General features: G+C 44.5%; 19 protein-coding genes. 4 read left to right on the forward strand and 15 right to left on the reverse strand.

The features are described from left to right. Positions 1-42: 42 nt before the first annotated feature. Together ftsH and J3492_RS06560 are read right to left on the reverse strand one after the other, a co-directional pair. A complete protein-coding gene (gene ftsH, locus J3492_RS06555; protein WP_207991002.1) occupies positions 43-1,938 on the reverse strand; it encodes an ATP-dependent zinc metalloprotease FtsH in 1,896 nt (631 codons plus the stop codon). A gap of 370 nt (positions 1,939-2,308) precedes the next feature. Further along, positions 2,309-2,941 carry an RlmE family RNA methyltransferase gene (locus J3492_RS06560; protein WP_207991003.1) on the reverse strand — a complete coding sequence of 211 codons (633 nt, stop codon included), beginning with the start codon at positions 2,939-2,941 and terminating at the stop codon, positions 2,309-2,311. Between the two features lie 506 nt (positions 2,942-3,447). Here J3492_RS06560 and J3492_RS06565 point away from each other — a divergent pair. Together J3492_RS06565 and J3492_RS06570 are read left to right on the forward strand one after the other, a co-directional pair. Continuing rightward, a complete protein-coding gene (locus J3492_RS06565; RefSeq protein WP_207991004.1) occupies positions 3,448-3,759 on the forward strand; it encodes a YhbY family RNA-binding protein in 312 nt (103 codons plus the stop codon). A gap of 132 nt (positions 3,760-3,891) precedes the next feature. Next, a complete protein-coding gene (locus tag J3492_RS06570; RefSeq protein ID WP_207991005.1) occupies positions 3,892-4,680 on the forward strand; it encodes a DOMON domain-containing protein in 789 nt (262 codons plus the stop codon). 149 nt (positions 4,681-4,829) lie between these two features. Here the strand turns inward: J3492_RS06570 and J3492_RS06575 are convergent, their stop codons facing one another. After that, entirely contained in the window at positions 4,830-5,555 is a 726-nt protein-coding gene (locus tag J3492_RS06575) for a CHAP domain-containing protein (RefSeq protein ID WP_207991006.1), read from the reverse strand. A 270-nt stretch (positions 5,556-5,825) separates the two neighbouring features. On the opposite strand from J3492_RS06575, the gene J3492_RS06580 reads away from it, so the two are divergent. Further along, a complete protein-coding gene (locus tag J3492_RS06580; RefSeq protein ID WP_207991007.1) occupies positions 5,826-6,341 on the forward strand; it encodes a hypothetical protein in 516 nt (171 codons plus the stop codon). A gap of 298 nt (positions 6,342-6,639) precedes the next feature. Here J3492_RS06580 and lpxC read toward each other — a convergent pair whose 3' ends face one another. The 12 genes from lpxC to J3492_RS06640 form a co-directional block, all read right to left on the reverse strand. After that, a complete protein-coding gene (gene lpxC / locus J3492_RS06585; RefSeq protein WP_207991008.1) occupies positions 6,640-7,557 on the reverse strand; it encodes a UDP-3-O-acyl-N-acetylglucosamine deacetylase in 918 nt (305 codons plus the stop codon). Positions 7,558-8,076: 519 nt separating this feature from the next. After that, positions 8,077-9,273, reverse strand: coding sequence for a cell division protein FtsZ (gene ftsZ, locus J3492_RS06590; protein ID WP_207991009.1), 1,197 nt, complete (start codon positions 9,271-9,273; stop codon positions 8,077-8,079). 148 nt (positions 9,274-9,421) lie between these two features. Then, entirely contained in the window at positions 9,422-10,762 is a 1,341-nt protein-coding gene (gene ftsA / locus J3492_RS06595) for a cell division protein FtsA (RefSeq protein ID WP_341534090.1), read from the reverse strand. A 124-nt stretch (positions 10,763-10,886) separates the two neighbouring features. Continuing rightward, positions 10,887-11,681: a cell division protein FtsQ/DivIB gene (locus J3492_RS06600; protein WP_207991011.1), complete on the reverse strand. Its 795-nt coding sequence runs from the start codon at positions 11,679-11,681 to the stop codon at positions 10,887-10,889. Positions 11,682-11,974: 293 nt separating this feature from the next. Continuing rightward, positions 11,975-12,913 (reverse strand): D-alanine--D-alanine ligase, encoded by a 939-nt coding sequence (locus J3492_RS06605; protein WP_207991043.1) that lies wholly within the window; start codon positions 12,911-12,913, stop codon positions 11,975-11,977. Between the two features lie 209 nt (positions 12,914-13,122). Further along, positions 13,123-14,583 (reverse strand): UDP-N-acetylmuramate--L-alanine ligase, encoded by a 1,461-nt coding sequence (murC, locus tag J3492_RS06610; RefSeq protein WP_207991012.1) that lies wholly within the window; start codon positions 14,581-14,583, stop codon positions 13,123-13,125. A gap of 269 nt (positions 14,584-14,852) precedes the next feature. Continuing rightward, positions 14,853-15,938 (reverse strand): undecaprenyldiphospho-muramoylpentapeptide beta-N-acetylglucosaminyltransferase, encoded by a 1,086-nt coding sequence (gene murG, locus J3492_RS06615; RefSeq protein WP_207991013.1) that lies wholly within the window; start codon positions 15,936-15,938, stop codon positions 14,853-14,855. 124 nt (positions 15,939-16,062) lie between these two features. Then, positions 16,063-17,037 (reverse strand): glutathione synthase, encoded by a 975-nt coding sequence (gene gshB / locus J3492_RS06620; RefSeq protein ID WP_207991014.1) that lies wholly within the window; start codon positions 17,035-17,037, stop codon positions 16,063-16,065. Positions 17,038-17,076: 39 nt separating this feature from the next. Beyond that, positions 17,077-17,769, reverse strand: a complete 693-nt coding sequence (gene pyrE / locus J3492_RS06625; RefSeq protein WP_207991015.1) for an orotate phosphoribosyltransferase — start codon at positions 17,767-17,769, stop codon at positions 17,077-17,079. Between the two features lie 69 nt (positions 17,770-17,838). Next, positions 17,839-18,849, reverse strand: a complete 1,011-nt coding sequence (locus tag J3492_RS06630; RefSeq protein ID WP_207991016.1) for a hypothetical protein — start codon at positions 18,847-18,849, stop codon at positions 17,839-17,841. A gap of 286 nt (positions 18,850-19,135) precedes the next feature. After that, positions 19,136-19,981: an SDR family oxidoreductase gene (locus tag J3492_RS06635; protein WP_207991017.1), complete on the reverse strand. Its 846-nt coding sequence runs from the start codon at positions 19,979-19,981 to the stop codon at positions 19,136-19,138. 9 nt (positions 19,982-19,990) lie between these two features. Further along, positions 19,991-22,096 carry an Lnb N-terminal periplasmic domain-containing protein gene (locus J3492_RS06640; protein WP_207991018.1) on the reverse strand — a complete coding sequence of 702 codons (2,106 nt, stop codon included), beginning with the start codon at positions 22,094-22,096 and terminating at the stop codon, positions 19,991-19,993. A gap of 126 nt (positions 22,097-22,222) precedes the next feature. Between J3492_RS06640 and ampD the strand changes: the two genes are divergently transcribed. Further along, on the forward strand, positions 22,223-22,831 hold the full coding sequence (gene ampD, locus J3492_RS06645) for a 1,6-anhydro-N-acetylmuramyl-L-alanine amidase AmpD (RefSeq protein WP_207991019.1): 609 nt from the start codon (positions 22,223-22,225) through the stop codon (positions 22,829-22,831). The last annotated feature ends 98 nt before the right edge of the window (positions 22,832-22,929 follow it).

Genomic DNA, 22,929 nt, shown 5'->3' on the forward strand with positions numbered 1-22,929 from the left:
ACAGTCATTCGACGAGCAGTCCAATACCGCTAACTCTGCAGCTTACATCGCTGGTAATGGCGGCGGTGTCGGACGAGTCGTTTTGATATCATCTTTAGACAGATTGACTTCGTTAGGCTGATATACTCTTGGTGGACGTGGCTCTTCACCTGCTAAAATATCTTGTAGCTGGTCGCGATCTATCGTTTCCCACTTCATCAATGCATCAACCATCGCATGCATCTTGTCTTGATTGGCTTCAATTAGCTCACGAGCGATATCATATTGTTCTTCCAGCATACGACGTACTTCTTCGTCCACTTTTTGCTGAGTGGCTTCTGAGATGGTACGGCTGCTAGAACCAAAGTAGCCTTGTGAGCTGTCATCATCTTCATAGACCATGACGCCAAGCGCATCAGACATGCCATACTTAGTGACCATCGCTCGTGCCATCTTGGTAGCACGTTCAAAGTCATTTGAGGCACCAGTCGACATCTGATTAATAAACACTTCTTCAGCGATACGACCACCAAACAAAATCGCAATATCATTAAGCATTTTTGACTTATACATACTGGTCTGATCGTGCTCAGGCAACTGCCAAGTCACGCCCAGTGCAAAGCCACGTGGCATAATGGTCACTTTGTGCACAGGATCTGTACCAGGCAACAGTTCAGCAACCAGCGCATGACCTGCTTCATGATAAGCAGTGGCACGGCGCTCTTCTTCACGTATCACCATAGACTTACGCTCAGGACCCATATACAGCTTATCTTTAGCATCTTCAAAGTCATTCATGTCGACACTGGTCTTGTTACGACGAGCAGCAAACAATGCCGCTTCGTTGACAAGGTTGGCAAGTTGAGCACCACTAAAGCCAGGGGTACCACGAGCCAATGCATTCGCATCTACGCCAATAGTATTTGGCAGCTTTTTTAAATGTACTTTTAGAATTTGTTCACGGCCTTTGATATCTGGTAGGCCCACTTGTACCTGACGGTCAAAACGACCCGGACGTAGTAGCGCCTTATCTAAGACGTCGGCACGGTTGGTGGCTGCAATCACGATAACGCCTTCATTACCTTCAAAGCCATCCATCTCGACCAGAAGCTGGTTCAATGTCTGCTCACGCTCGTCATTACCACCGCCCATACCAGAGCCACGATGACGACCGACGGCATCAATCTCATCAATAAAGATAATACAAGGCGCACTTTTTTTGGCTTGCTCAAACATATCACGGACACGTGAGGCACCAACCCCGACAAACATCTCGACAAAGTCAGAGCCTGAGATAGAAAAGAACGGCACTTTAGCTTCACCAGCAATGGCACGTGCTAAGAGTGTCTTACCCGTACCCGGAGGACCAACCATCAAGATACCACGTGGAATCGTAGCACCAAGCTTAGTGAACTTATCAGGATCACGTAAGAAATCGACCACCTCAACGACTTCTTCTTTGGCTTCTTCACAGCCAGCCACGTCTTCAAAGTTGACGTTGATCTGATCTTCGCTGAGCATCTTGGCTTTTGATTTACCAAAGCTCATCGGTCCACCACCCTTGCCACCGGCGCCACCTTGCATATTACGCATAAAGAATAAGAACAAACCAATAATCAATAGAATTGGGAAACTGGCTATCAGTAATTGCATCAAGACGCTTTGGCGTTTTGGCGCAGTACCTTGAACTTCGACTTGATTCTCACGCAGCATTGGCATCAGCTGATCGTCAGATACAGCAGGTCTAATGGTTTCAAAGGTTGAACCATTTTTCTTTTCACCGGTGATTTGTTCACCATCAATTTCAACACTGGCTACTTGGTTTTCTGCTACTGCAGTGACAAACTCAGAGTAGTTAAGGTTATCCGGCTCAGAGGATTGATCAAAGCCGCTAAACACCAGCACTAAAATGCCGATGACCACCAGCCACAATAAGGTATTTTTTACCATGTCGCTCACAAGTTTTCCCATCCCTTACTTATTGGTGTGTCTACTAAACACGTGACGCCTTGTAACGTATCATTTAGTCTTTGCGTTATCACGCAATTTTTTAATGCAAATCGTATGTTCATACTATTATGCTCATCTTACCGCATATTTAAAGGTAAAAAGAGACAAATCAAAAGAATATATATAAAGACCTGTTACGTTATCAAACGACTTTGCTTAAAACAAAGTTAATATATAGATTTATATGTGGTATTGACCGGCATAATTCAAGCAAGAGCGCCATTTATTGGGTAAAGGTTTGTAGTGGTTTACCATTGTCACCCCATCTCGCCAGTCCTTATAGAGTAAGCATCTGTACTTAATAGTTTATTGCTATAAATTATTTGATAGCTACCCAAAACATCTCTTTAGAACGTGGTCTCGATGCCCCAGGCTTAATACTACGAATCTTACTAAAATCGTGCTGCATTTGCTTGCGTAATTCTTGTGCGCCTTCTCCTTGAAACACTTTCATAATAAGCGCGCCACCTTCTGGCAAGGTTTCTAAGGCGAAATCTACTGCAAGCTCACATAAGTACATCATTCTTGGTTGGTCAACAGCACTATTACCTGCCGTATTAGGCGCCATGTCAGACAACACCACATCGACCTGCGTATCGCCAACTTCCGCCATAATACGCTCAAACACTGCCGCTTCACGAAAGTCACCTTGAATAAAAGTGACATTTTCTAATTTATCCATTGGTAAAATATCGGAGGCAATCAAGGTGCCATTCTCGCCTACCAGCTGCCCTGCGACCTGCGACCAACTGCCTGGGGCACTACCTAGGTCGACCACGGTCATGCCAGGTTGAATGAGCTTGGTTTTTTCATTGATTTCAAGCAATTTATAGGCTGCACGGGCACGATAGCCGTCTTTTTGCGCTTGCTTAACATAATGATCATCCAGATGCTCTCTCATCCAAGCGCTACTACTCTTCGACAACTTTTTATTTTTAATGCGCGTAACCAAAATGCCTGCTCCTATCACTTATTAAAGCGTTAATGCACTTTTGTCATTAATGAAAATAAACGACTCACCATTTACGTCACTGAATTACAATAAACGCAGTCTGAATCAGATTGTTTATCACTAGGGCGTGTCCTCAATTCAATCGAAGGATACCTAAATGGGCTAAAAATGGCTAAATCTTGCCAAACAGCGTTAAATAGCTAGGTAATATCCCGATATTATCTGCGCTATTTTCCTTGTTTGACGGCAATTTATCTCATTTTTATCTCCATTTTTAAAATGAGGACACGCCCTAATGACTTTAATCACTAAATTCTATTGTCTAAACCACTGCTTTATCAGACAGTAGCGTTTATAATGTGACCAAACCTGCAGTTTAACATTTTCATCACGTAAAATCGTGCATAATCCTGCTGATCTCATGCAAGTTGATCATAGATTATCTATAATGTTCAATAACTGCTTTGGCAGTACCCTTTTTATTTTTATCAACACCTAGGAACGCTATGCAACTCGACAACGCTACCATCAAACGTCTAAAAGGCATCGGCCACGAGCTAAAACCTATCGTTATGATTGGCAATAAAGGCATCACTCCTTCAATTACTGAAGAGATAGACCGGGCTTTAGATGACCACGAACTCATTAAAGTGAAACTCCCTGCTGGCAGCAAGCATGACCGTGACTTGGTGAGTACCGAAATCGCCCAAGCGGTCAACGCTAAGGTCATTCATACCATTGGCCGCATGGCACTATTGTTGCGCCAAAATCCAAATGCCAACCCCAAGCTGTCTAATTTGGTGCGTCACCCGCAATAGATCAGGTGTGATAAAGTCGTATCCTCTTTGTTCGCTTTTTTATCAAAGAATTAAGATTGAGACCACGTTCCTTATGTTCGTGGTTTTTTGTCATTTATCATATTCACTTAGGCCATCATTATGAGCCATGTTATGAGCCAAGTTTTCAACTTACAACTCGCCCAAGATGATCTCAATACAGCAGCCAACACGCTTGGCGTGAGCATCGAGCAACTACAGGATATCAAGATACAGGTAAGGGTATCGATTAAACCCAGCTCTGCCCCTCATAATCCTGAGGCCAAAGGTTTTGATGAGCAGCTATGGTTTCATTACTGCATAACCCTACCCTCATCAATCCTAGCAAAGCAACTTGATTGGACGACTTGGCAGCAAGATAACGTGGGTTTCACGGATTACTTATGGGAGCAGACCTGTCTTGAATGCTTTATGAGTAACCGTATAGATGATGACAGCAGCTATATTGAGATCAATGTCAATCCAAACGGACAATATGCACTGTATCACTTCCACAGCTATCGAAGTCCATCCACACGGCCACCAGCGCCTTTAATGGCGGCTCAGCAGCGTGCCAACCTCATTTGGCCCAGCATGCTATCATCGCCGGCGACCTATAAACAAGGCTATCGCTATCATTGTAGTTTTGGTTTTGATTTAAACCAGCTGCCTAGCGAATGGTTTATTGAGGGCAAGGTCAGCTCTACCTGCCCTAAAAACATGTCAGGCCACCCTCTTTACTCGAATGTCAAAACCAGTAATCCCAGTAATCAGAGTAAAGCCATAGGGTATATACAGCCATGTGTTATTTTATGGTTTGGTACCACTGATTTATATTTTGCCCCTGTCCATGCTACGCCACCTGACTTTCATCAGCGTCATTTGTGGCCCTGCTTTGATCATCAGGCAGCATCGGCTCTATAAGTCTCGTGCGTCACTACTTGGTCGGTATGCGCTGTTATAAAGAGCGCTTGATGAAAACACAAAAAAACTCAGTAACATCTGCTTAGATATTACTGAGCCTGGAGAAAACGTCATACGCTATGCATGGATATGGCAATTATTAAATGCTATTACTCTGCCATAGCAAGATAGATACCACGATCTGACGCATCATCTACGTATTGCGAATCGCGCCAAGTGGTATAGCTGTGCGTGCCACTATAAGGGCTGATACTTTTTTGACGGAAATCTGATACCCAGCCATTACCATCAAAGATTTGGATATGACCGTGCGGGCGTCGTGAGGTACGGTCATAAACGACCACATCACCGATTTGTGGTGGCGTATCATTACTGATTTTGGTAAAGCCTGCTTGTGCTAGCGTACCACGAGAAGCGTACTGATACGCTGAAGGGTTTGGCGTAAACTCATAGCCAGCTGATTGTAGTGCTTTACGAACATAACGAGCACAGTAGCCTGTACTTCTAGCGTGTGCCGCTCGTGATGCTCTGGCTGCGGCAAGCGCAGGTGCTGAGTTACTATCAGGGATACGACTGCTTGCTTGCTGTTGGCGCTCATAAGAGAGGCGACTGGTTAATGAGGCCAGCTGATATTCTTTTTGTTTGGCATGAGCGCTTAGGTTATCGATAGCTTGACTGATTTCGTCGTTACTAAAGACATGAGCGCCACTATTGGTGCTATAGATATTACGGCTAGAGCCATAGTTGTTTGAGGCTGAGATATTAGTGGTGGTATGAGTCAAGGTATTATTTGATTGAAAGGTCGTTTCGACAGCACCACTCGTTTGTGCTATGCCCATTCCCAATACTGACAAAACTAATAAAGCTTGTTTCATAAATTTACTACCTATTGTTAATACAAGATTGCCTGTTATCCATAACGAAGCATCGATTAATGTGTAGAATATAATCATGAGACATTCATGATAAAATTCTGAATACAGCCGCCAGCTAACTGGTCTACAGTGTTCAACCTAGGCGTCATTGCCATTTGGGTCGTTCACCTCGTAATTAACTTGCTTGTCATTCTTGATAAGTATGAGCTTAACTCTTTTACATATCGGCTTAATCACCCACTTTCATTGCCACATCGATGAGTAAATACTATGCAAAAAAAACAGCCTAACCGGCTCGCTCAGCTTATTGATCATCAGGAGTTTGCTGGTAGCGCACTTCCTAAAACTTTAGCTGAAAATATGCACCTTTATAAACAGACCACTGATGAGGTAAAAGCGCTTTTGGTAGACTGCCTACCTGATGAAATCCTTAATACCTGCTGGGTGGTAGGCTTTACACCTGAACAACTCACACTCAGTGTTGGTTCAGTGACAGCAGCCAATCATATTCGTTATTTACACAATGCGTATTTGCAAGTATTAACAGAGCAGTCCATTACATTTCAACAACTCAAGAAAATTCGCATCGTGGTAACCAATACTGGTGCTATAAACACCCAAATCAAGCAGCAATTAGAACCATCGACACAAACGCTTAAATCACATAAAGCCAATGAAAATCAGGCGCTTAGCCAAAACACAAAGCGGACTATAACACAGGCTGCAGAGCATGTCACCACTGATAAAAACCTTAAAAAAGCCCTTTTACGCCTAGCAGAACAATAAAAAATAACGACTTACATTGTAAAGTTATGTAATCGAACAGCATAAGAAAACAGTGTGAGCAGATAAAAATATTTTTCTTTTAAATAAAAAAAATCGCCTGAACGTTAAATTCAAACTATGAACTTAACTTTCAAGCGATTAATCAACCGGTGAAACTTTTATATATTCAGGGTTTTAGAAAATATATTAACTTTCACAAATACAAATATTCACTAAAACGATTATAATCTCATCGTTTTTACGCACTACTCATGTAATCTTACGTAAATGTTTCGATACATCATGTATATTTGCGTATTCATCCTTCAACTGTCAAACCTTTTAAAGGTAAATACTCGATAGGACTGGTTACATTGTCATCAAATGTTACAATTTCAAAGTTATTTTCGTCTGACAATATTTCACGGACCAATAAATTATTTAAGGCATGGCCTGATTTATAGGCATTAAACCGACCCAAAATAGGATAACCAATCAAATATAGATCACCAATAGCATCTAGTATCTTATGACGGACGAACTCATCAGCAAAGCGTAACCCTTCAGTATTCAATACTCGCGTATCATCAATAACAATAGCATTGTCCATGCTACCGCCTAATGCAAGGTTGTTTTTGCGTAGGGTCTCAATATCTTGTAAAAACCCAAAGGTACGAGCCTCACTGAGTTGCTCAATGAAGTTTTGTGTCGAAAACTGCAACTGCGCGTGTTGGTAGTCTTTATTAAAAGCTGGATGCTCGAAATCAATCTCAAAATTCAGCTCAAACCCATCATAAGGGCGCAGCTCTGCCCATTTATCATCGACATTAACTCGTACCGGTCGCACAATTCGTAAAAACTTCTTCGGTGCATCTTGTTCACAAAAACCTGATTGTAATAGCAAGCCTATAAATGGAGAAGCACTACCATCCATAATAGGAATCTCACTAGCCGACACCCGAATCAATAAGTTATCAATACCAAGGCCCGCAATCGCACTTAACAGATGTTCAACCGTGCCTACCCGGGTCCCACCAAACACTAAGTTTGAGGACATCATGGTATCTTGTACCAAAAACGCACTGGCTGGAATCGGGGCACTTCCCTCTATATCCGAGCGCTCAAAAATGATTCCGGTATCTATCGGTTGCGGATGAAACTCTAAATCGACAGGTTCGCCACTATGTAGACCGATACCTGTAATAGCAATCGCTTTTTTTATGGTTCTCTGGTTCATGGCTACTTCCTCACATATCTTGTTACAATTAGCCTAGTGTACCATTAGCTACCCCCTGTTCGCTATAGCAAAAAATAGTAATTTGCTTATTTCTTCAATTGATTTGACTTATCATGGACATTTTTTTGGTAAAATGTACTAATTATGGGCTTTTATAACTGTAATGATATCAATGGTGACAGCCTACCCTCTCTTTTCTATTGAGGCTCACAATAGCCGAGGTCATGAAACTTATATCAAAAACAGCCAAAGCTCTTTGTTTGGACTAAATAGCGTCTAGCCTACATAAAACATAGGCTGATTGACTTTTGTAAGAGTGTTAACTTATAGAGTAAGTGCATTAAAATGATTGACTTGGCTCATAGTAAACTGAGAAATGAGCACAAAAAAAACCAGTACTTAAGTACTGGTTTTTTATAATGTTTATCAAAATATGCAAAGACAGTCTATTTTTCTACCATTAATACATGACTAAAAATGAGTATTTATCACCATGTATTTAGAGTTAAATCAAACAACCTATTTGTTTTGCTGGCGCTTTAGATAGTCTTGAATACTATTTGTTTTGGTTTGTGGCTGTTCTTGTGCCGGCGTAGAACGGGTCAAACTGTCTTGATAGGCGCGAGCTTGTGACAGTTTTTGACTGTTTAATGCGCTCGTATGCACAGTAGGATCTACTGGCTGCGTACTCGTCACAGGAGGTACGGATTGTGGTTGTTTGGCTTGCTCATTAGGACGCTCGTCTAAAGTAAGACCAGTCGCAATGACAGTGACATGAATATCATCGCCCATTTCTTCATCAACCACTGACCCATAGAATATGTTGGCATCGTCTGTATCCGTAATACCTTCTACGATTTCACTAATCTTGCTAAATTCATCCAAAGATAGGGTTTCTGATGAAATCACGTTGACCAATAGACCTTGAGCATTTTCTAAGCACAGATCATCAAGTAGAGGCGACTTAATCGCTTTTTCAGTTGCCTGACGAGCACGGTCGTCACCACTGGCACGGCCGATACCCATCATCGCATGGCCTTTAGCTGTCATAGCTGTGCGGATGTCATTAAAGTCAATGTTAATCAGACCTGAACGAGCGATGGTTTCAGCGATACCTTGTACAGCATGCAACAACACATCGTCTGCTTTTTTGAAGGCATCTTTCATAGAGATATTGCCGTAGACACTCATCAGCTTGTCGTTCGGAATGGTAATAATTGAGTCAACAAAATTGGTCAATTGCTCAATACCCGCTTTAGCAGATTTGTTACGTTTACCGCCTTCAAACTTAAAAGGTGTGGTCACTACTGCAACTGTCAGCACTTCCATTTCTTTGGCTATACGCGCAATAACTGGCGCGGCGCCGGTACCTGTCCCGCCGCCCATACCTGCGGTAATAAAGACCATATCTGAGTCTTCGAGCAATGTCCGAATGGCTTCTTCTTCACTCTCTGCCGCTTCACGTCCAACTTCTGGATTGGCACCTGCGCCCAAGCCACGGTTGGTTTTGGCACCAAGTTGTAATTTGTGCGGTACCGTTAGACGATCAAGCGCTTGCCTATCCGTATTGGCGCAGACGAAAGTAACACCTTTAATCCCTTGTTGAACCATATGTTCAACCGCATTACCGCCGCCGCCACCCACACCGAATACTGTAAAGCGGGCTTGACCGTTGTTTAGAGGTTGGTTTTCATCTGGCATGGTGTATTTTGACATAAAAAAGATTCTCCAGTTGCAGATAGCGTGATGGTCGATACGTGATAACGCACGCACATAATATACTATCGACTTACTATATATAAATGTATTTAAATTAAATAATTTCGTTTAAAGTGAGGCTTATGTTCCATTATTCTAAAGATATTTAGAGTATTTTTTTAAGTACACTAGTAAAGCGTTGTCCCACATTACGAAAGGTACTTTTCATCCCTCCCTTTTGCAATGCCTCAGGCTCGCTTTTTTCACTACGACGAAACTGCTCGCTTTGACTATAAAGCAAAGTACCAAATGCAGTCTGATAAGCACGATCATTAAGTTGTAAGTTGAGCTGCTTAAACAGTGCTTCATTATCAAAGTAACTATAGGCACTGATCGCCGGATGCGTATTAGACAATACCACAGGCATTTTCAGTAGCTTTTTGGCAAAAGGTACCATACCTTTAATCGTACTACCACCACCTGTCAATACGATGCCACGCTCAATGTAGCTGAGTAGACCTGCTTCGTGCAGCTGACGAGCCACCTCAGTAAATATTTGTATATAACGAGCCTCTATGATACGAGCCAAATTGTATACGCTGACATTGATCTCATCGCCTGAACCCTGCGGCTTAAACACAAAAAACGCACTTGGATCTATACTATGAAGGTCCACTGTGCCATGTTGTTTTTTTAATTTTTCAGCCTCTATCATGGAGATACCCATATCTGCTGAGATATCCATGGTCACCTCATGACCACCACTTGGGATACAATGAGTAAAGATAAGCTTGTTTTCTTTATAGACACAAAGACTGGTGCTTCCTGCGCCGATATCTACCAAGCAAACACCTTGTTGACGCTCTTCACTCATCAACCCATACTCTGCACTAGTAACGGCATCAAACACAATATGATCAATCCCAACATCACAGCTTTGCAGTAGTTTTTGAATATTTTGTCGACTGGCGACTGGCAGCATCATCATGTGATACATCACCGTGATGTCATGGGCAAACATCTCGATAGCATCATCTACCATGGTTTCTTGTTCATCGATATAAATGCCTTGCTGACAGCAATGCATCAAATAATAATCCGAGGGCAGATCTTTGGATTTAGCATTTGCAAGCGCCTGTACCATATCCTTAGCGCTCACCGTCTCTTCTTCTACTGTGACATAGCCTGAGCTGTTTTTGCTCAATAACTCAGGGGTCGCTATCGTCAACCATACACTATGCACGCGGCAATTGGCAGTATCTTCAGCATCTTGAATGGCCTGCTTGATAGCACCTTGCAAGCGCTCCCGATGTTTAATCTGCCCCTGATAATAATCACTGTTTTTTACCTGTCCGACACCCATAATTCGGATGTCATCTGCGGACACAACTCTGCCAATCACTGCATAGACTGCAGTGGCACTTATATGGACAACAACCAGGTTTTCAGTATTTTTCATGTTATCAAACAAATTATCGCTAAACAGGAAACCAGATGATGTTTCCATTAGATTATTAAAAGAGTGTTATATTTAAACGATTACACGACACCTTAGTACACCAAATCAAGCACTTTTCTATGGGCTATCATTTTCATTAGGGCAAATTATTGTTGCCGAATGACAATTCATCTTAATCAGATATAGCTGTGTTTGATCCAGTTACTTTCCAAGCAATAGTAAAGCCATTCTTGTAGCGCAAATCGATAGACTGCATCTCTTCAAGGCGTGTACTCAACTGATTGCCTAATAATTGACTAAGACTCAAGATTTTTTGCGCTGTATTTTCATTATCTACAATGACTCTTAAGCCATTATCAAAACGTACCAACCAAGTCATGCGAGGCGTTAAAATAATATCTTCCACCCGCATACCAAGTGGGGCGTACCAATCATTAATCTGCTGCATTTGCTGCATGATTACCGGTGCTTGACTGGTTTCTCCTTGCAGAGTAGCAAACTGGGCACTTGTCAGCTCTTGGCTGTCTGCAGGAACAAATACCGTACCTTTGGCATCTACCAGCCGTTCGGTACCAAAATGCGCCACGGCCTGTTTTGGTAGCGCAGTAATAATGATGCCCTGTTGCCAATCACGAGTGACACTCACTTGGTCAACCCAGGCCAGTCCCATCGCTATATCACGCAAAGATTGCAGATTCGTGGTAAAAAAACTATTGACCGGCTGTTGCTTCATAGTCTGATGCAAAGCCTGATGCTGAGCAGCGGTCAATCCTTGAGTGCTAACTTGTATAGACGCTGGAGGTGCCTCTCGTAGGGCTTTAATACCCATAACGAGTATCAGCAGCAACAGACCTATTCCTAAAGCGGTAAAAAAATATTTTGCCGCTGTGGGCAACTGCAAGTTGGTTTTTGGACGACGGGCGTTATCACTCATCAAGTCAGTTGCTCTGTTGACAGTTTGAGCCATAATCGCACGTGTCCCTATATTTAATATACGCTATTGAGTCATTTGTCACTTAATAATTTGTCTCAATGATTGACATCCGCTGGCCATCATTTACCAACACTTTGCTGACATTGATATATTATTAAGTCAACTTTACCCTAAAATGAGATGAATCTTGCCAAAATAAACTTATTCTTACAATATTAACGTATTTCGAGGGCAAACAATAGCCCAACTTAAGCTGTTGTTGTTGATTTTACACAAGTTTACATGATGATGTGTTATAGCAGCTCTAGAGATACATTTAATGTTTCTTAAACTGTTTGCGCTAATATATGCCAGCATAGGCTCTCAAAGTCCATACCTCTTGCCTTGGCAGCCATTGGCACCAAACTATGACTGGTCATGCCAGGTACAGTATTGATTTCCAGTAGCCAAAAATTGCCATTATTATCCTGCATGGCATCGATACGCCCCCACCCTTTTGCATCTACGGCACGAAATGCAGCCAAACTTAACGCTTGTAGATGTTTTTCATCATTATCGCTAAGGCCACAAGGAATATAATAACCGGTGTCATTACGGTTATATTTGGCTTCAAAGTCATAAAAGTTGCTGATATCAGCAGGCTCCAAACGTATCACGGGATACGCCTCATCATCTATGATGACGATGGTAAACTCACGACCAGTAATCCAGCGCTCTGCCATGACTTCATCACCACACTGGGCTGCTGTGGCATAAGCAGCTGGCAACTCATTTAAATGGTTGACTTTTGTCATACCGATGCTTGAGCCTTCATGAACTGGTTTGATAATCAGTGGTAGTCCTAGCATGTTTACCACTTGCTGCCAGTCCGTCTCGGCGGTTAATAGTGAAAATGGTGCCGTTGATAACCCGCAGCCTTGCCAAAGCTGCTTGGTACGTACTTTGTCCATACCCAATGCCGACGCCAATACTCCTGAGCCTGTTTGCGGTATGTCCAGCCACTGCAAAACCCCTTGTAGTAGACCATCTTCTCCGCCTCGACCATGCAGTACATTAAATACTCGGTCATAATCACGTAACTCAGTAATGTCTTGATACTTAGGATCAAAGTGAGTGGCATCAACGCCTTGGTTCTGTAGTGCTTGCAATACCGCAGCACCACTGTCTAAAGAAACGCTGCGCTCATTACTATGGCCGCCATAGACTACAGCGACCTTCCCAAACTCGCTGGCATCTTTTACCTTACTGCTTACAGTATGAGACATAGGCTCATGGTCTGATAGGTGATTGACTTGATCGCTTTGTTTTTGTTGTGCAGCAGCTGCCAATGCAGGCTCCGGATTGGTAATAGTCGTCGTATCCTCGGCGCTACCTATGCTATTAATGGCTTTAATAGGCGTATGCAGATGTGATGAATTACTATTGTCTTGGTCATTAACAGTCATGAGGATGGCTCCAAAAGTTCTTTAAAGGCTTACTTAAGATATAGATTATTAGCAGCCAGCTCAACCGCTATCTGGCCTACGTTGCCTGCGCCTTGGGTGAGCAGCATGTCACCGGCTCTAAGTAGACGCTGCATCGTCGGGGCCAGATTATCTTTATCGATGATTGTCGGCTCAACTTCGCCACGCAGACGGATACTACGAGCTAATGCCTTGGTATCAGCCCCTGTAATTGGCGTCTCGCCTGCTGAATATACATCCAATAATAGTAACTCATCCACACTAGATAGTACTTCTACAAACTCATCAAAGCAGTCACGGGTACGACTATATCGATGCGGCTGAAACAGCATGACCAAACGGCGCTCAGGGAAGCTTTGACGTGCCGCTTTAATCGTGGCATCGACTTCCTTAGGATGATGACCATAATCATCTATCAGCAGCACGTCCCCTTCATCGATCACTACAGGCGGATGCTGCTCAAAGCGGCGACCCACCCCTTCAAACTTTTGTAACGCACGCTCAATGGCGGCATCGTCCACGCCTTCGTCGGTCGCCATCGTGATAGCCGCTAGGGCGTTATAGACGTTATGGATACCGGGGATATTCAAGGTCAAATGCAACGGCTCACGATCACGGCGCAGTACCGTGAAGTGGGTTTTTGTACCTTCTGTGATGACATCTACAGCTTGCACATCGTTGAACGGTTCAAGACCAAAGGTTAATACAGGACGCCCAATCTCATCAATCATCGCATACAGCTCAGGGTCGTCACCACAGACTACCGCTAGACCATAAAACGGCATGTTTTGTAAAAACTGAATGTAAGCGGCTTTTAGTTTATCAAAGCTGTTTTCATAGGTTTCCATATGATCTTGATCAATGTTGGTGACAATCGCTGACATCGGATGTAAAGATAAGAATGACGCATCAGACTCATCAGCTTCGGCAATCAAAAAACGACTGCTGCCAAGGGCTGCGTTTTTGCCTGAGGCATTGAGCTTACCACCAATCACATAAGTAGGATCAAGCCCTTCTTCTGCGAGCATCGTCGTCAATAAGCTCGTCGTCGTGGTTTTGCCATGAGCGCCAGCCACGGCGATACCATGACGATAGCGCATCAACTCACCCAACATATCTGCCCGGCGTACTACTGGCAGACGAGCTTTGAGGGCGGCCGTAATCTCAGGATTACTGCGATCAATGGCGGATGACACCACGATCACATCAGCATTGGCGATGTTTCTTGAGTCGTGACCGATAAACACCTCTATACCGATGTTTTGCAGTCGCTGCGTCACTAAGCTTTCTGCGATATCTGAGCCACTCACTTGATAGCCTTGGTTGCTCATAACCTCAGCGATACCGCACATGCCTGAACCACCAATCCCCACAAAGTGCAGATGCTGAATACGGCGCATTTCTGGAATTTCAATCAAACGTTTAGGCAGGGTATTGTCTTTAGACTTAACAGCAAAAGCAGTGGGCGACATAGGGCTTCTCTTTATGAATAATAAATATAGTAGATTCAGTTCAAATGGGTTGCAGCGATACTGGGATGAATTTTCTCAGCCACTGTGTGAGCAGCACGCAAGGAAAGTTATACCAGTAGCGTTTTTAACGTTATAACAGCTTTATTGTCAACTGGCTATAGGATAGCCTAATGGGCAAAACTGGCACAAAACAGCTCAGACACTGATGCATCAGACAACCTGAAAGTACCGTTAAAGCTTTGACACGTTATTTGCTTTATAAAGCCAAATTATAACGACTGCCAAATAATATCGGCAACGTTTTGGCTGGCATGACGGTTGGCAAGCGCATGGGCTTTTTTAGCCATCGTTAAGCAGGCGCCTCGATCAAGAGCCGCAAGCTCAGCATGCAAGCGTTCGGGCGTCAAGTCAGACTGGGGTAACAAAATCGCCGCTTCATGATCCGTTAACGTGCGTGCGTTAGCGGTTTGATGATCATCGACAGCATGCGGCAGTGGGACAAAAATCGCAGCAATGCCAACGTTTTGAATCTCAGTAACCGTCAACGCTCCTGCTCGGCAAACTATCATATCTGCCCAATTATAAGCCGCTGCCATATCATCAATAAATGGCTGCACCACAAACTCGTGCAGACCCAATTCTTGCGCCTCATAAGCGGCCTGAGTCGCTGCTTCATTGTCACGTCCACATTGATGATGTACTACAAAAGGACGGTCCGTCAATGCCAATGCTTTTGGCACTGTCTCATTGAGCACCTGCGCCCCGAGTGAGCCGCCCACCACCAACAGCTTTAGGGGCGAGTCGTCATTGATATCATAGCGCTGGGCGGGCTCAGTGACACCTGTAATGGCATTACGTACTGGATTGCCCACGGTTTCGAGCTTCGCATCCTGTGAGCTATGAGCAAAAGTGTTCTCAAACGCTTGTAAGATTTTGGTGGCCATTTTGGCCAAGTAACGATTACTCATACCAGCGATGGCATTTTGCTCATGAATCACAAGCGGCGTGCCACTCAGACGAGCAGCAATACCGCCAGGCGCTGTGACATAGCCACCAAAACCTACCACCATATCGATACGATTACTGCGAATCACCTTGATGGCTGCCATAGTCGCTGACAATAAGGTAAACGGCAGTTTGAGTACTCGCCCTATACCTTTGCCGCGCAAGCCTTGCATCTCGATCGCATGAAAAGCATAGCCTGTCGGCTCAACCAAGCGGTTCTCCATACCTGAAGGCGTACCCAGCCAATGAATGACTGCACCACGTTGTGTGAGTTCCTCAGCAACAGCTAACGCTGGGAATACGTGGCCGCCTGTACCAGCAGCCATCATTAGTATATGCGGTGTCTTCATCAATCTTGCCTTTATTGTTTTTACTTTTCATCGACTACAGGGGTTCGTTAAAGTGCTGGATAGAGGCCATGGCTTAGCGCCTCAAACCTGCATAGTATAGAATAAGTTAAGTTACTTTATAAAGCTACTTATGCAAGCAACGTGCCTCTATCGCTACTATAAAATCAGTAGCTATGTCAGTACCACACTGATCATCAATCTCACGTACACAAGTGGGACTGGTCACATTAATCTCAGTGATACGGCCGCCAATTAAATCTAGGCCGACAAACATAAGGCCTTTTTCTTTTACAATTGGCGCCACTACCTCTGCAACTTGACGTTCAGTATCGGTTAGCGGCATCGCCACCCCATTACCCCCTGCTGCTAGATTTCCACGAGTCTCGCCTTTGATAGGGATACGGGCCAAGCTATAATCAACAACCTCTCCATCAACGATTAAAACTCGCTTATCGCCATCGACAATCTCCGGCAAATAACGCTGCGCCATAATCGGCAAAGTTTCAAGCTCAGTTAATATTTCTAGCGTTACCCCGATGTTTGGGCTATCAGCAGTCAGACGAAAAATACCAGTACCGCCCATACCATCGAGCGGCTTGACGATAACATCTTGTTGCTCAGTGATAAACTTGCGAATATGTGCTTGTTTGCTGGTCACAATCGTTGGGCTCATATAGTCACTAAACCAGGTCGCAAATAGTTTTTCGTTACAGTCGCGAATGGCCTGCGCATCATTGACCACCAGCACGCCTGCCGCTTTGGCGTGATCAAGCATGTAAGTTGAATAAAGAAAGCGCATATCAAACGGTGGATCTTTACGCATCAAGATCACATCGTAATCACTGACGGGACCTGTAGTCTTATCACCTAAAGTATAGAAGTTTTCAGGGTCACGCTTCACTGTCACTGGCTGCGTATCGACCATCAACTGTCCACGGTCTAACCATAAGTCATGAATCTGACAGTAGCCTAATGTATGACCACGATCTTGCGCTGACCACATCATAGCAAGGCTGGTGTCTTTTTTATAATTAACTTGCTCAATGGGATCCATAATGACAAGGATGCTCAGGGATTTATTCTCTTTTTCTTGGCTCATGATAGGACTCACTTACTTAATGTATGTTGATAAGATGGTTTAAACGCCGTACTGCTCACGGTAATGCTGCATTTTTGCCAGCTGTGCTGCCTCTTTATCCTGACTGTCTGCATCTGCTAAGTAGCTGATTAAGTCATCTATATCGACCAACGCCTGTACCGGCACTTGTAGATTGGCTGCAAGCTCCTGAATCGCTGAGTGCTCGCCCCGGCCTTTTTCTTTGCGATCAAGTGCTACGATAATACCAGCCACACTTGCACCTGCCTGCTCTAAGATGTCCACCACTTCACGCATAGCTGTGCCAGCGGTAATCACATCATCTAGCACCCATACCGCCTTGCCACTCACATCCGCACCGACTAAGTTACCACCCTCGCCGTGGGTTTTGGCTTCTTTGCGATTGTAGCCCCATTTGGCATTGATGCCATGGTGCTGCCACAAGGCTTGGGCTGTGGCTGCCACAAATGGAATGCCCTTATAGGCTGCGCCAAAGATAACCAACTCTTTATTACTCTGAGCTGCCATCTGCTTTGCTAATGCATCAGCATAGCCTCGTGCGAGCAACGACAACATCTCTCCTGTCGCCAGTAGACCGGCATTAAAAAAATACGGACTGACCCGTCCAGACTTAAGGACAAATTCGCCAAACTTGAGCACTTGGTTGTCTAAAGCCAGCTGAATAAATTGATGAGAAGAAAAAGACGTGTTTTGGATGTACTGAGCATCAGGCATAAGCGATTCCTATCAAAAAGGGGCGAATCAAAAAAAGCGAAAAAATTGCAGTATTGTACGTATTATTGTTTAGCTTGACCAACCATTGATATAGTAGCTTTGCATATCAGCATAGCGAGTTAGCAGTCGGCTACGTGATGATATATTAAAATAGCATTGCCCGTCCTTGCTAATATGTATACTCCAGCCCAAATGCACAGCAGCAACGATAATATGTCCAGAAAACAACCGTATCTGACGGTATGCATGGCGCTGCGTCGGCGCTAAGTTTACCTGACTCAGCAAGTAGCTACGGATATAACGACAAAGCTGCTCAGCATCATAACTGTGATTGATACTTTTACGGGTACTACATTGTTTTAGGGCATGTACCGCCACACTACAAGCCATAATATCAGTCGCCAGGCTGCCTACCCCTGTATCAAATTGCTGCGGCTGTAAGATAACTTGCCAGTCATCGGCATACAGGCCATTTAGCAGCTCATCGGGATTGTGGCGTTTGGCGATAGCATGCAGGCTCAGCGCTTGGCTATCATTATGAGGTACTGATGCTGTCTCAGCAGATGACTGAAACCCATAACGAGTCAGCTTCGGATATTGAGAAGTCACTGCCTGAATATCTGCCATATCCAATAAGGTCATGTGTTCAAGCGATGATAATAAAGACTGAGCACCTTGGTTGCTGTGTTGCCACTGGTTTTGGTAGGGACGGTAAAAACTATCTGGAAGCTCAATAAGCTTGGCGGCGCTTAATAACGCCAAATGCTCAGCAAAAGGCTCTGATTCGACCAGCTGCCATTTTGATAAGCTCTCCTCTCTAGGCTGATAAAAACGCACAGACTTACCATAAAGACGACGCAGCTGTTGATGGCCGCGGCGAGCAGGCTCTGGTATATCTGTTAACGGTCTGGCGGGATCAAGAGGCGTCTGACTAGGATCAAAGTTTGGGTGAACAATAGCCGGTTGAGTACTGTTGGCCCGGTGAGCTGATGAGTCAGTACCGTTTGCCGTAGACTTATCCTGCCCAAGCAATGACTGGACATGGGATAAGTGATTATCAGAAGTAAACGACTGAGTCATGCTCGCTCCACAAGTAAGAATGGGGTAATACCCCCCCTAAGACAGTATATAGTCAATCCTAAATAAAAATGACACACTATGCCACGTATTACTGGCATTCATTACAGGCAGCATCGAGCAGCATAGACATAGCACATAAAGGATATGAATATCAGTAGTCAGTAGCGCTGTGCCTGTTTTAAAGTGTGCTAACTTTAGCAACATATTTTAGAAACATTATAGCGTGACTGGCATTATTTTTACTCACTTACCACACACTTCATGCTAGTGCGTATCGGATAAACACTCAAACATATTGATGATGCTGCAAAATATCGTGATATCCGACTTGCCAATCAGGATAGCGCAGCCAAGCTAACGGAATATTGCTATGTAAGCGTTTCCCTGTCACTGAGAGTTGTTTGTCATCTATAGTAGGTGCTGTCGATCCCATCTGTGCGCTTAGCCACGTCATCAGCTCAAAGCTCGTAACTGGTGCATAATCAGTGGCTATATAAAGTGGCTTTGGCGCATCGCTCTTTAGTACTTGCACAATAATATTGACCAAATCGCTATCCATTATGCGATTGCTCCAGTGAGCCATAGGTAGGGGCTGTTTTTGTGCCTCCCGAGCCTGACGCAAGCGCATCAGACGCTCACGCCCATAAATCCCACTAGGACGGATGACAGTCGCTTGGTCACCAAAACCCTGCTGCAGTACTTGTTCAGCTTGCCATATAACCTGTGAGGCTTCACGCTTAGGCTTGACAGGCATGGTATGAACATCTATCCACTCACCCGCATCTTGTCCATATACCCCAGTCGATGAGATAAAAACAATGCGCTTGAGAGTCGTTAACTGCCCTGCAAGCTGCGCTATATGCTGATTAATAGCCAAGTAGCTGTCCTGATAGCCACTACTAGAGTACTCATCAGGGGTGACGATAATAGCGATGTGAGTAAAGCCCTGCAGGTGACTGGCTGTCAAGGTCAATGCATCCGCTTTTATAAATCGTGCCTCCTCATGTAAGTCATAATGCTCACGGGTACGACGAGCCAGCCCAGTGACCAAAAAACCATCTTTAGCAAGCGTATTGGTCACGGGCACACCGATATCGCCTTGACCGATGACAAGTATACGTTGATCACTCATAATATATCCTCAAAAATAACGCATATAAGACAGTTTTACGTCATCATTTGCTACGATACGGTCTTGCCACTCATAGCTGGCATTGATACGAAGGGCTTGTTTGCGGTCGATATCGTACTGCAGCCCAATTGTACTAATTGGCTGCCAATATCCGCTTTGAACGCCCTGCTGGTCACTGCTGCCATGATACCAATATGGTAATTGCAATTCAGCTTGAGCACGTAACCGATTGTTAATCTGATAGCGACAACCTGCATTTACCCCTGCCCCAATACGAAAACCTTTATTGATACCGCGGCCGCCTTGTACGGCACCTGTTGCAAAGGTATAACACAGCTGTGGCGGCATCTCGCCTGTATCTGTCGTTGGGGTGCCAAATACCCACGACTTACCATACTCAAGCGCCGTACTCGCCACCAGATGTGAGCCGCCCTCCGGCTGTGAGCCGTCATTAATACGTGTGGCTTCGACGTTTAACCCCCATGTCTGACCTTTTTTGGCTGAATTGACAGGATTAAAAGAGCGTCCTCGAATCAAAGTGGCGTTTTGCAAGACCACGCTTTTTGGCTGGTTGGGCTTGGCGCTGTCGGTATCGTATAAGCGTAGCGTCGCTGCCGCACCTTCAAGATCAAGAAACTGCGGAAACCCCGATGGGCGATCAAGCATACTATGATAGCCCGCCCGTAGACCAAGCTCGATGTAGCTGTTATCACCCTGACGCCCAACCCCTAGGTGTCCGCGCTGTAGGGGCTGACGATCGATTGGGTTATTGTCCGACGCCTCTATGTCAAATGACACTAGGCTTTGTTTGTCTGCTGATATGCTGGAGACCACATTCGCTTGTTCTGACTTAATGCTATTTATATCGTCTTGAGTAAATGTGGCGTAACCCAGCTGTAACGCTTCATTGGCTTTGTTGAGCTGTGCTTGACGCAAAGTGCCATCGGAAGGAGTATACAGTGTACTGGTCAGCAAGCTCTCATTATCAAGTAATTGGATCACATCGGAAGGAATGACAGCATAAGGTAACTGGCTCAATAAGCGCTGCTGCGGACGTACCACATCAATAAGGCGTAAAATCTCAGACGCACAGTTGTCGGTGGCGAAGTAGTAAGGAATATGTAGATCTTTGGTTTCCCAAACATGGCGCATGATTTGCTGCACCTCTGCTGGGGTCAAATCCAGTTGATAGGTCCAAGTATCACGCTCATCTTTTTTTAGATAGTTTGCCCACTTTTCTGGATAAGGGTCGATCTCGATACGGTTGTCATAGCCACCGCTTGCCGCTTTTATGGCAAAAATCAGAAAATTATCATCAGGATTGCCATCGACGGTATCGTTCAGCGCATAGGCGTGATGAACTTGGCTTGGGTCTGCCAAGCTGGCCTTGGAGTCAATGCGTAATAAGGTATGAGCAAAAGCTGAGATGGGATTGTCCAGATACTCTTGACCAAACATAATGGATAACTGCTCAGGCGCCAGCATCTCCATCCACTCATCTAGCTCTGAACAGGACGCTTTCAAGTTAGGGTGCTCGATACCTAGCGCCTCAGCCAAAAAACTTACCCGTGCTGGATAGCGACACAATACTGAATCACTACTTATATGCGACTGGGACAATGCTTGAGACAAGGCCATCAGCATAGCATCCAGCTCTGCTGCTGAATCATACTGGCCTTCGGTGCTCAAAAAAAACGCTGAATCACTGACGAGACTTTTATTTTTACCTTTAGTAAAGATGTTTTTATTGTCATCAAGAAAATAAAGCAGCCGTCGCCATGTGGTATGCTGAGCTAAATTATCAGCCTGCGCTTGCTGACGCCACGATGCCAGCATTGACGCGGCTGCTGTGCTTTTGATACTTTGGCGGTCATTATCACTGGTCGATAGCTCAGTATTACGGATCAGTGTTTCATGATTTAGCGTACTGGCCGTTTCTTCGTCGGCTTCCAAAACCGCCACAGGGACAGGTAAGGTAGCTTGCGCTGACACACTAAATAGCGCACCTACTATGAAGCCTATCATCGCTCCACCTGTCGTCATGGGGGCTGTCATGATACTGAACAGGGATAAACGAGGGGGAGAATCAGCCGTACAGGCATGTTTTCTAATCATGAATAAAGTCTCTTCTTTTAAAAGTACAATCTATACCGTTTATCATAGCGCTGTCGGCTACAAAATGCGTTATCATCTATCATAAATTCAGTCAGTGTCACTATTTTAGTAAAACCAGAGAAAACTATGTCATCTGCCGCTCAGACCCTGTCACACCCTTCTATGACGATTAACAATGGCCTCTTGTCCACTGCCACTTGGCTGGCTTCACCAAACTGCAATACCAGACCAGCTGATACCAGTATTGACACCATCGTCATTCATAACATTAGCCTGCCTCCCAATGAATTTGGAGCACGTGACGCAGATGGCCTGCACTATGTTAAGGCGTTATTTACCAATCAGCTAGATTGGGAAGCACACCCTTACTTCCAAACGATTAAAGGTGCAGAGGTCTCGGCTCATTTACTTATCGAGCGTGATGGTACAATCACTCAGTTTGTCAACTTTAATGAGCGGGCGTGGCATGCAGGCAGATCAAGCTACCTCGGCCGGTCTGAATGCAATGATTATAGCATTGGTATCGAACTTGAAGGGTCAGACTTTGTAGCCTTTACTGCTGCTCAATATGACACGCTCGTACACGTGATCGCTGCAATATACGACGCCTACCCCAAAACCCGCAGACACCTAACAGGACACAGTGATATTGCTCCTGGTCGTAAAACAGATCCTGGTGAGTATTTTGACTGGGCACGGCTACGGGAGGAGCTTTTCAAACATCTGACCCGATAGTATTCAACATACTCTAATACTTTCTCTACTGATGTTCACATTCAATTCATTTATCCGCATACAGAAAGTGCTATAATCCGTCAGTTTTTTGACAGTAT

Origin of the sequence: Psychrobacter coccoides, assembly GCF_017498085.1 — a bacterium.
Lineage (GTDB): Bacteria > Pseudomonadota > Gammaproteobacteria > Pseudomonadales > Moraxellaceae > Psychrobacter > Psychrobacter coccoides.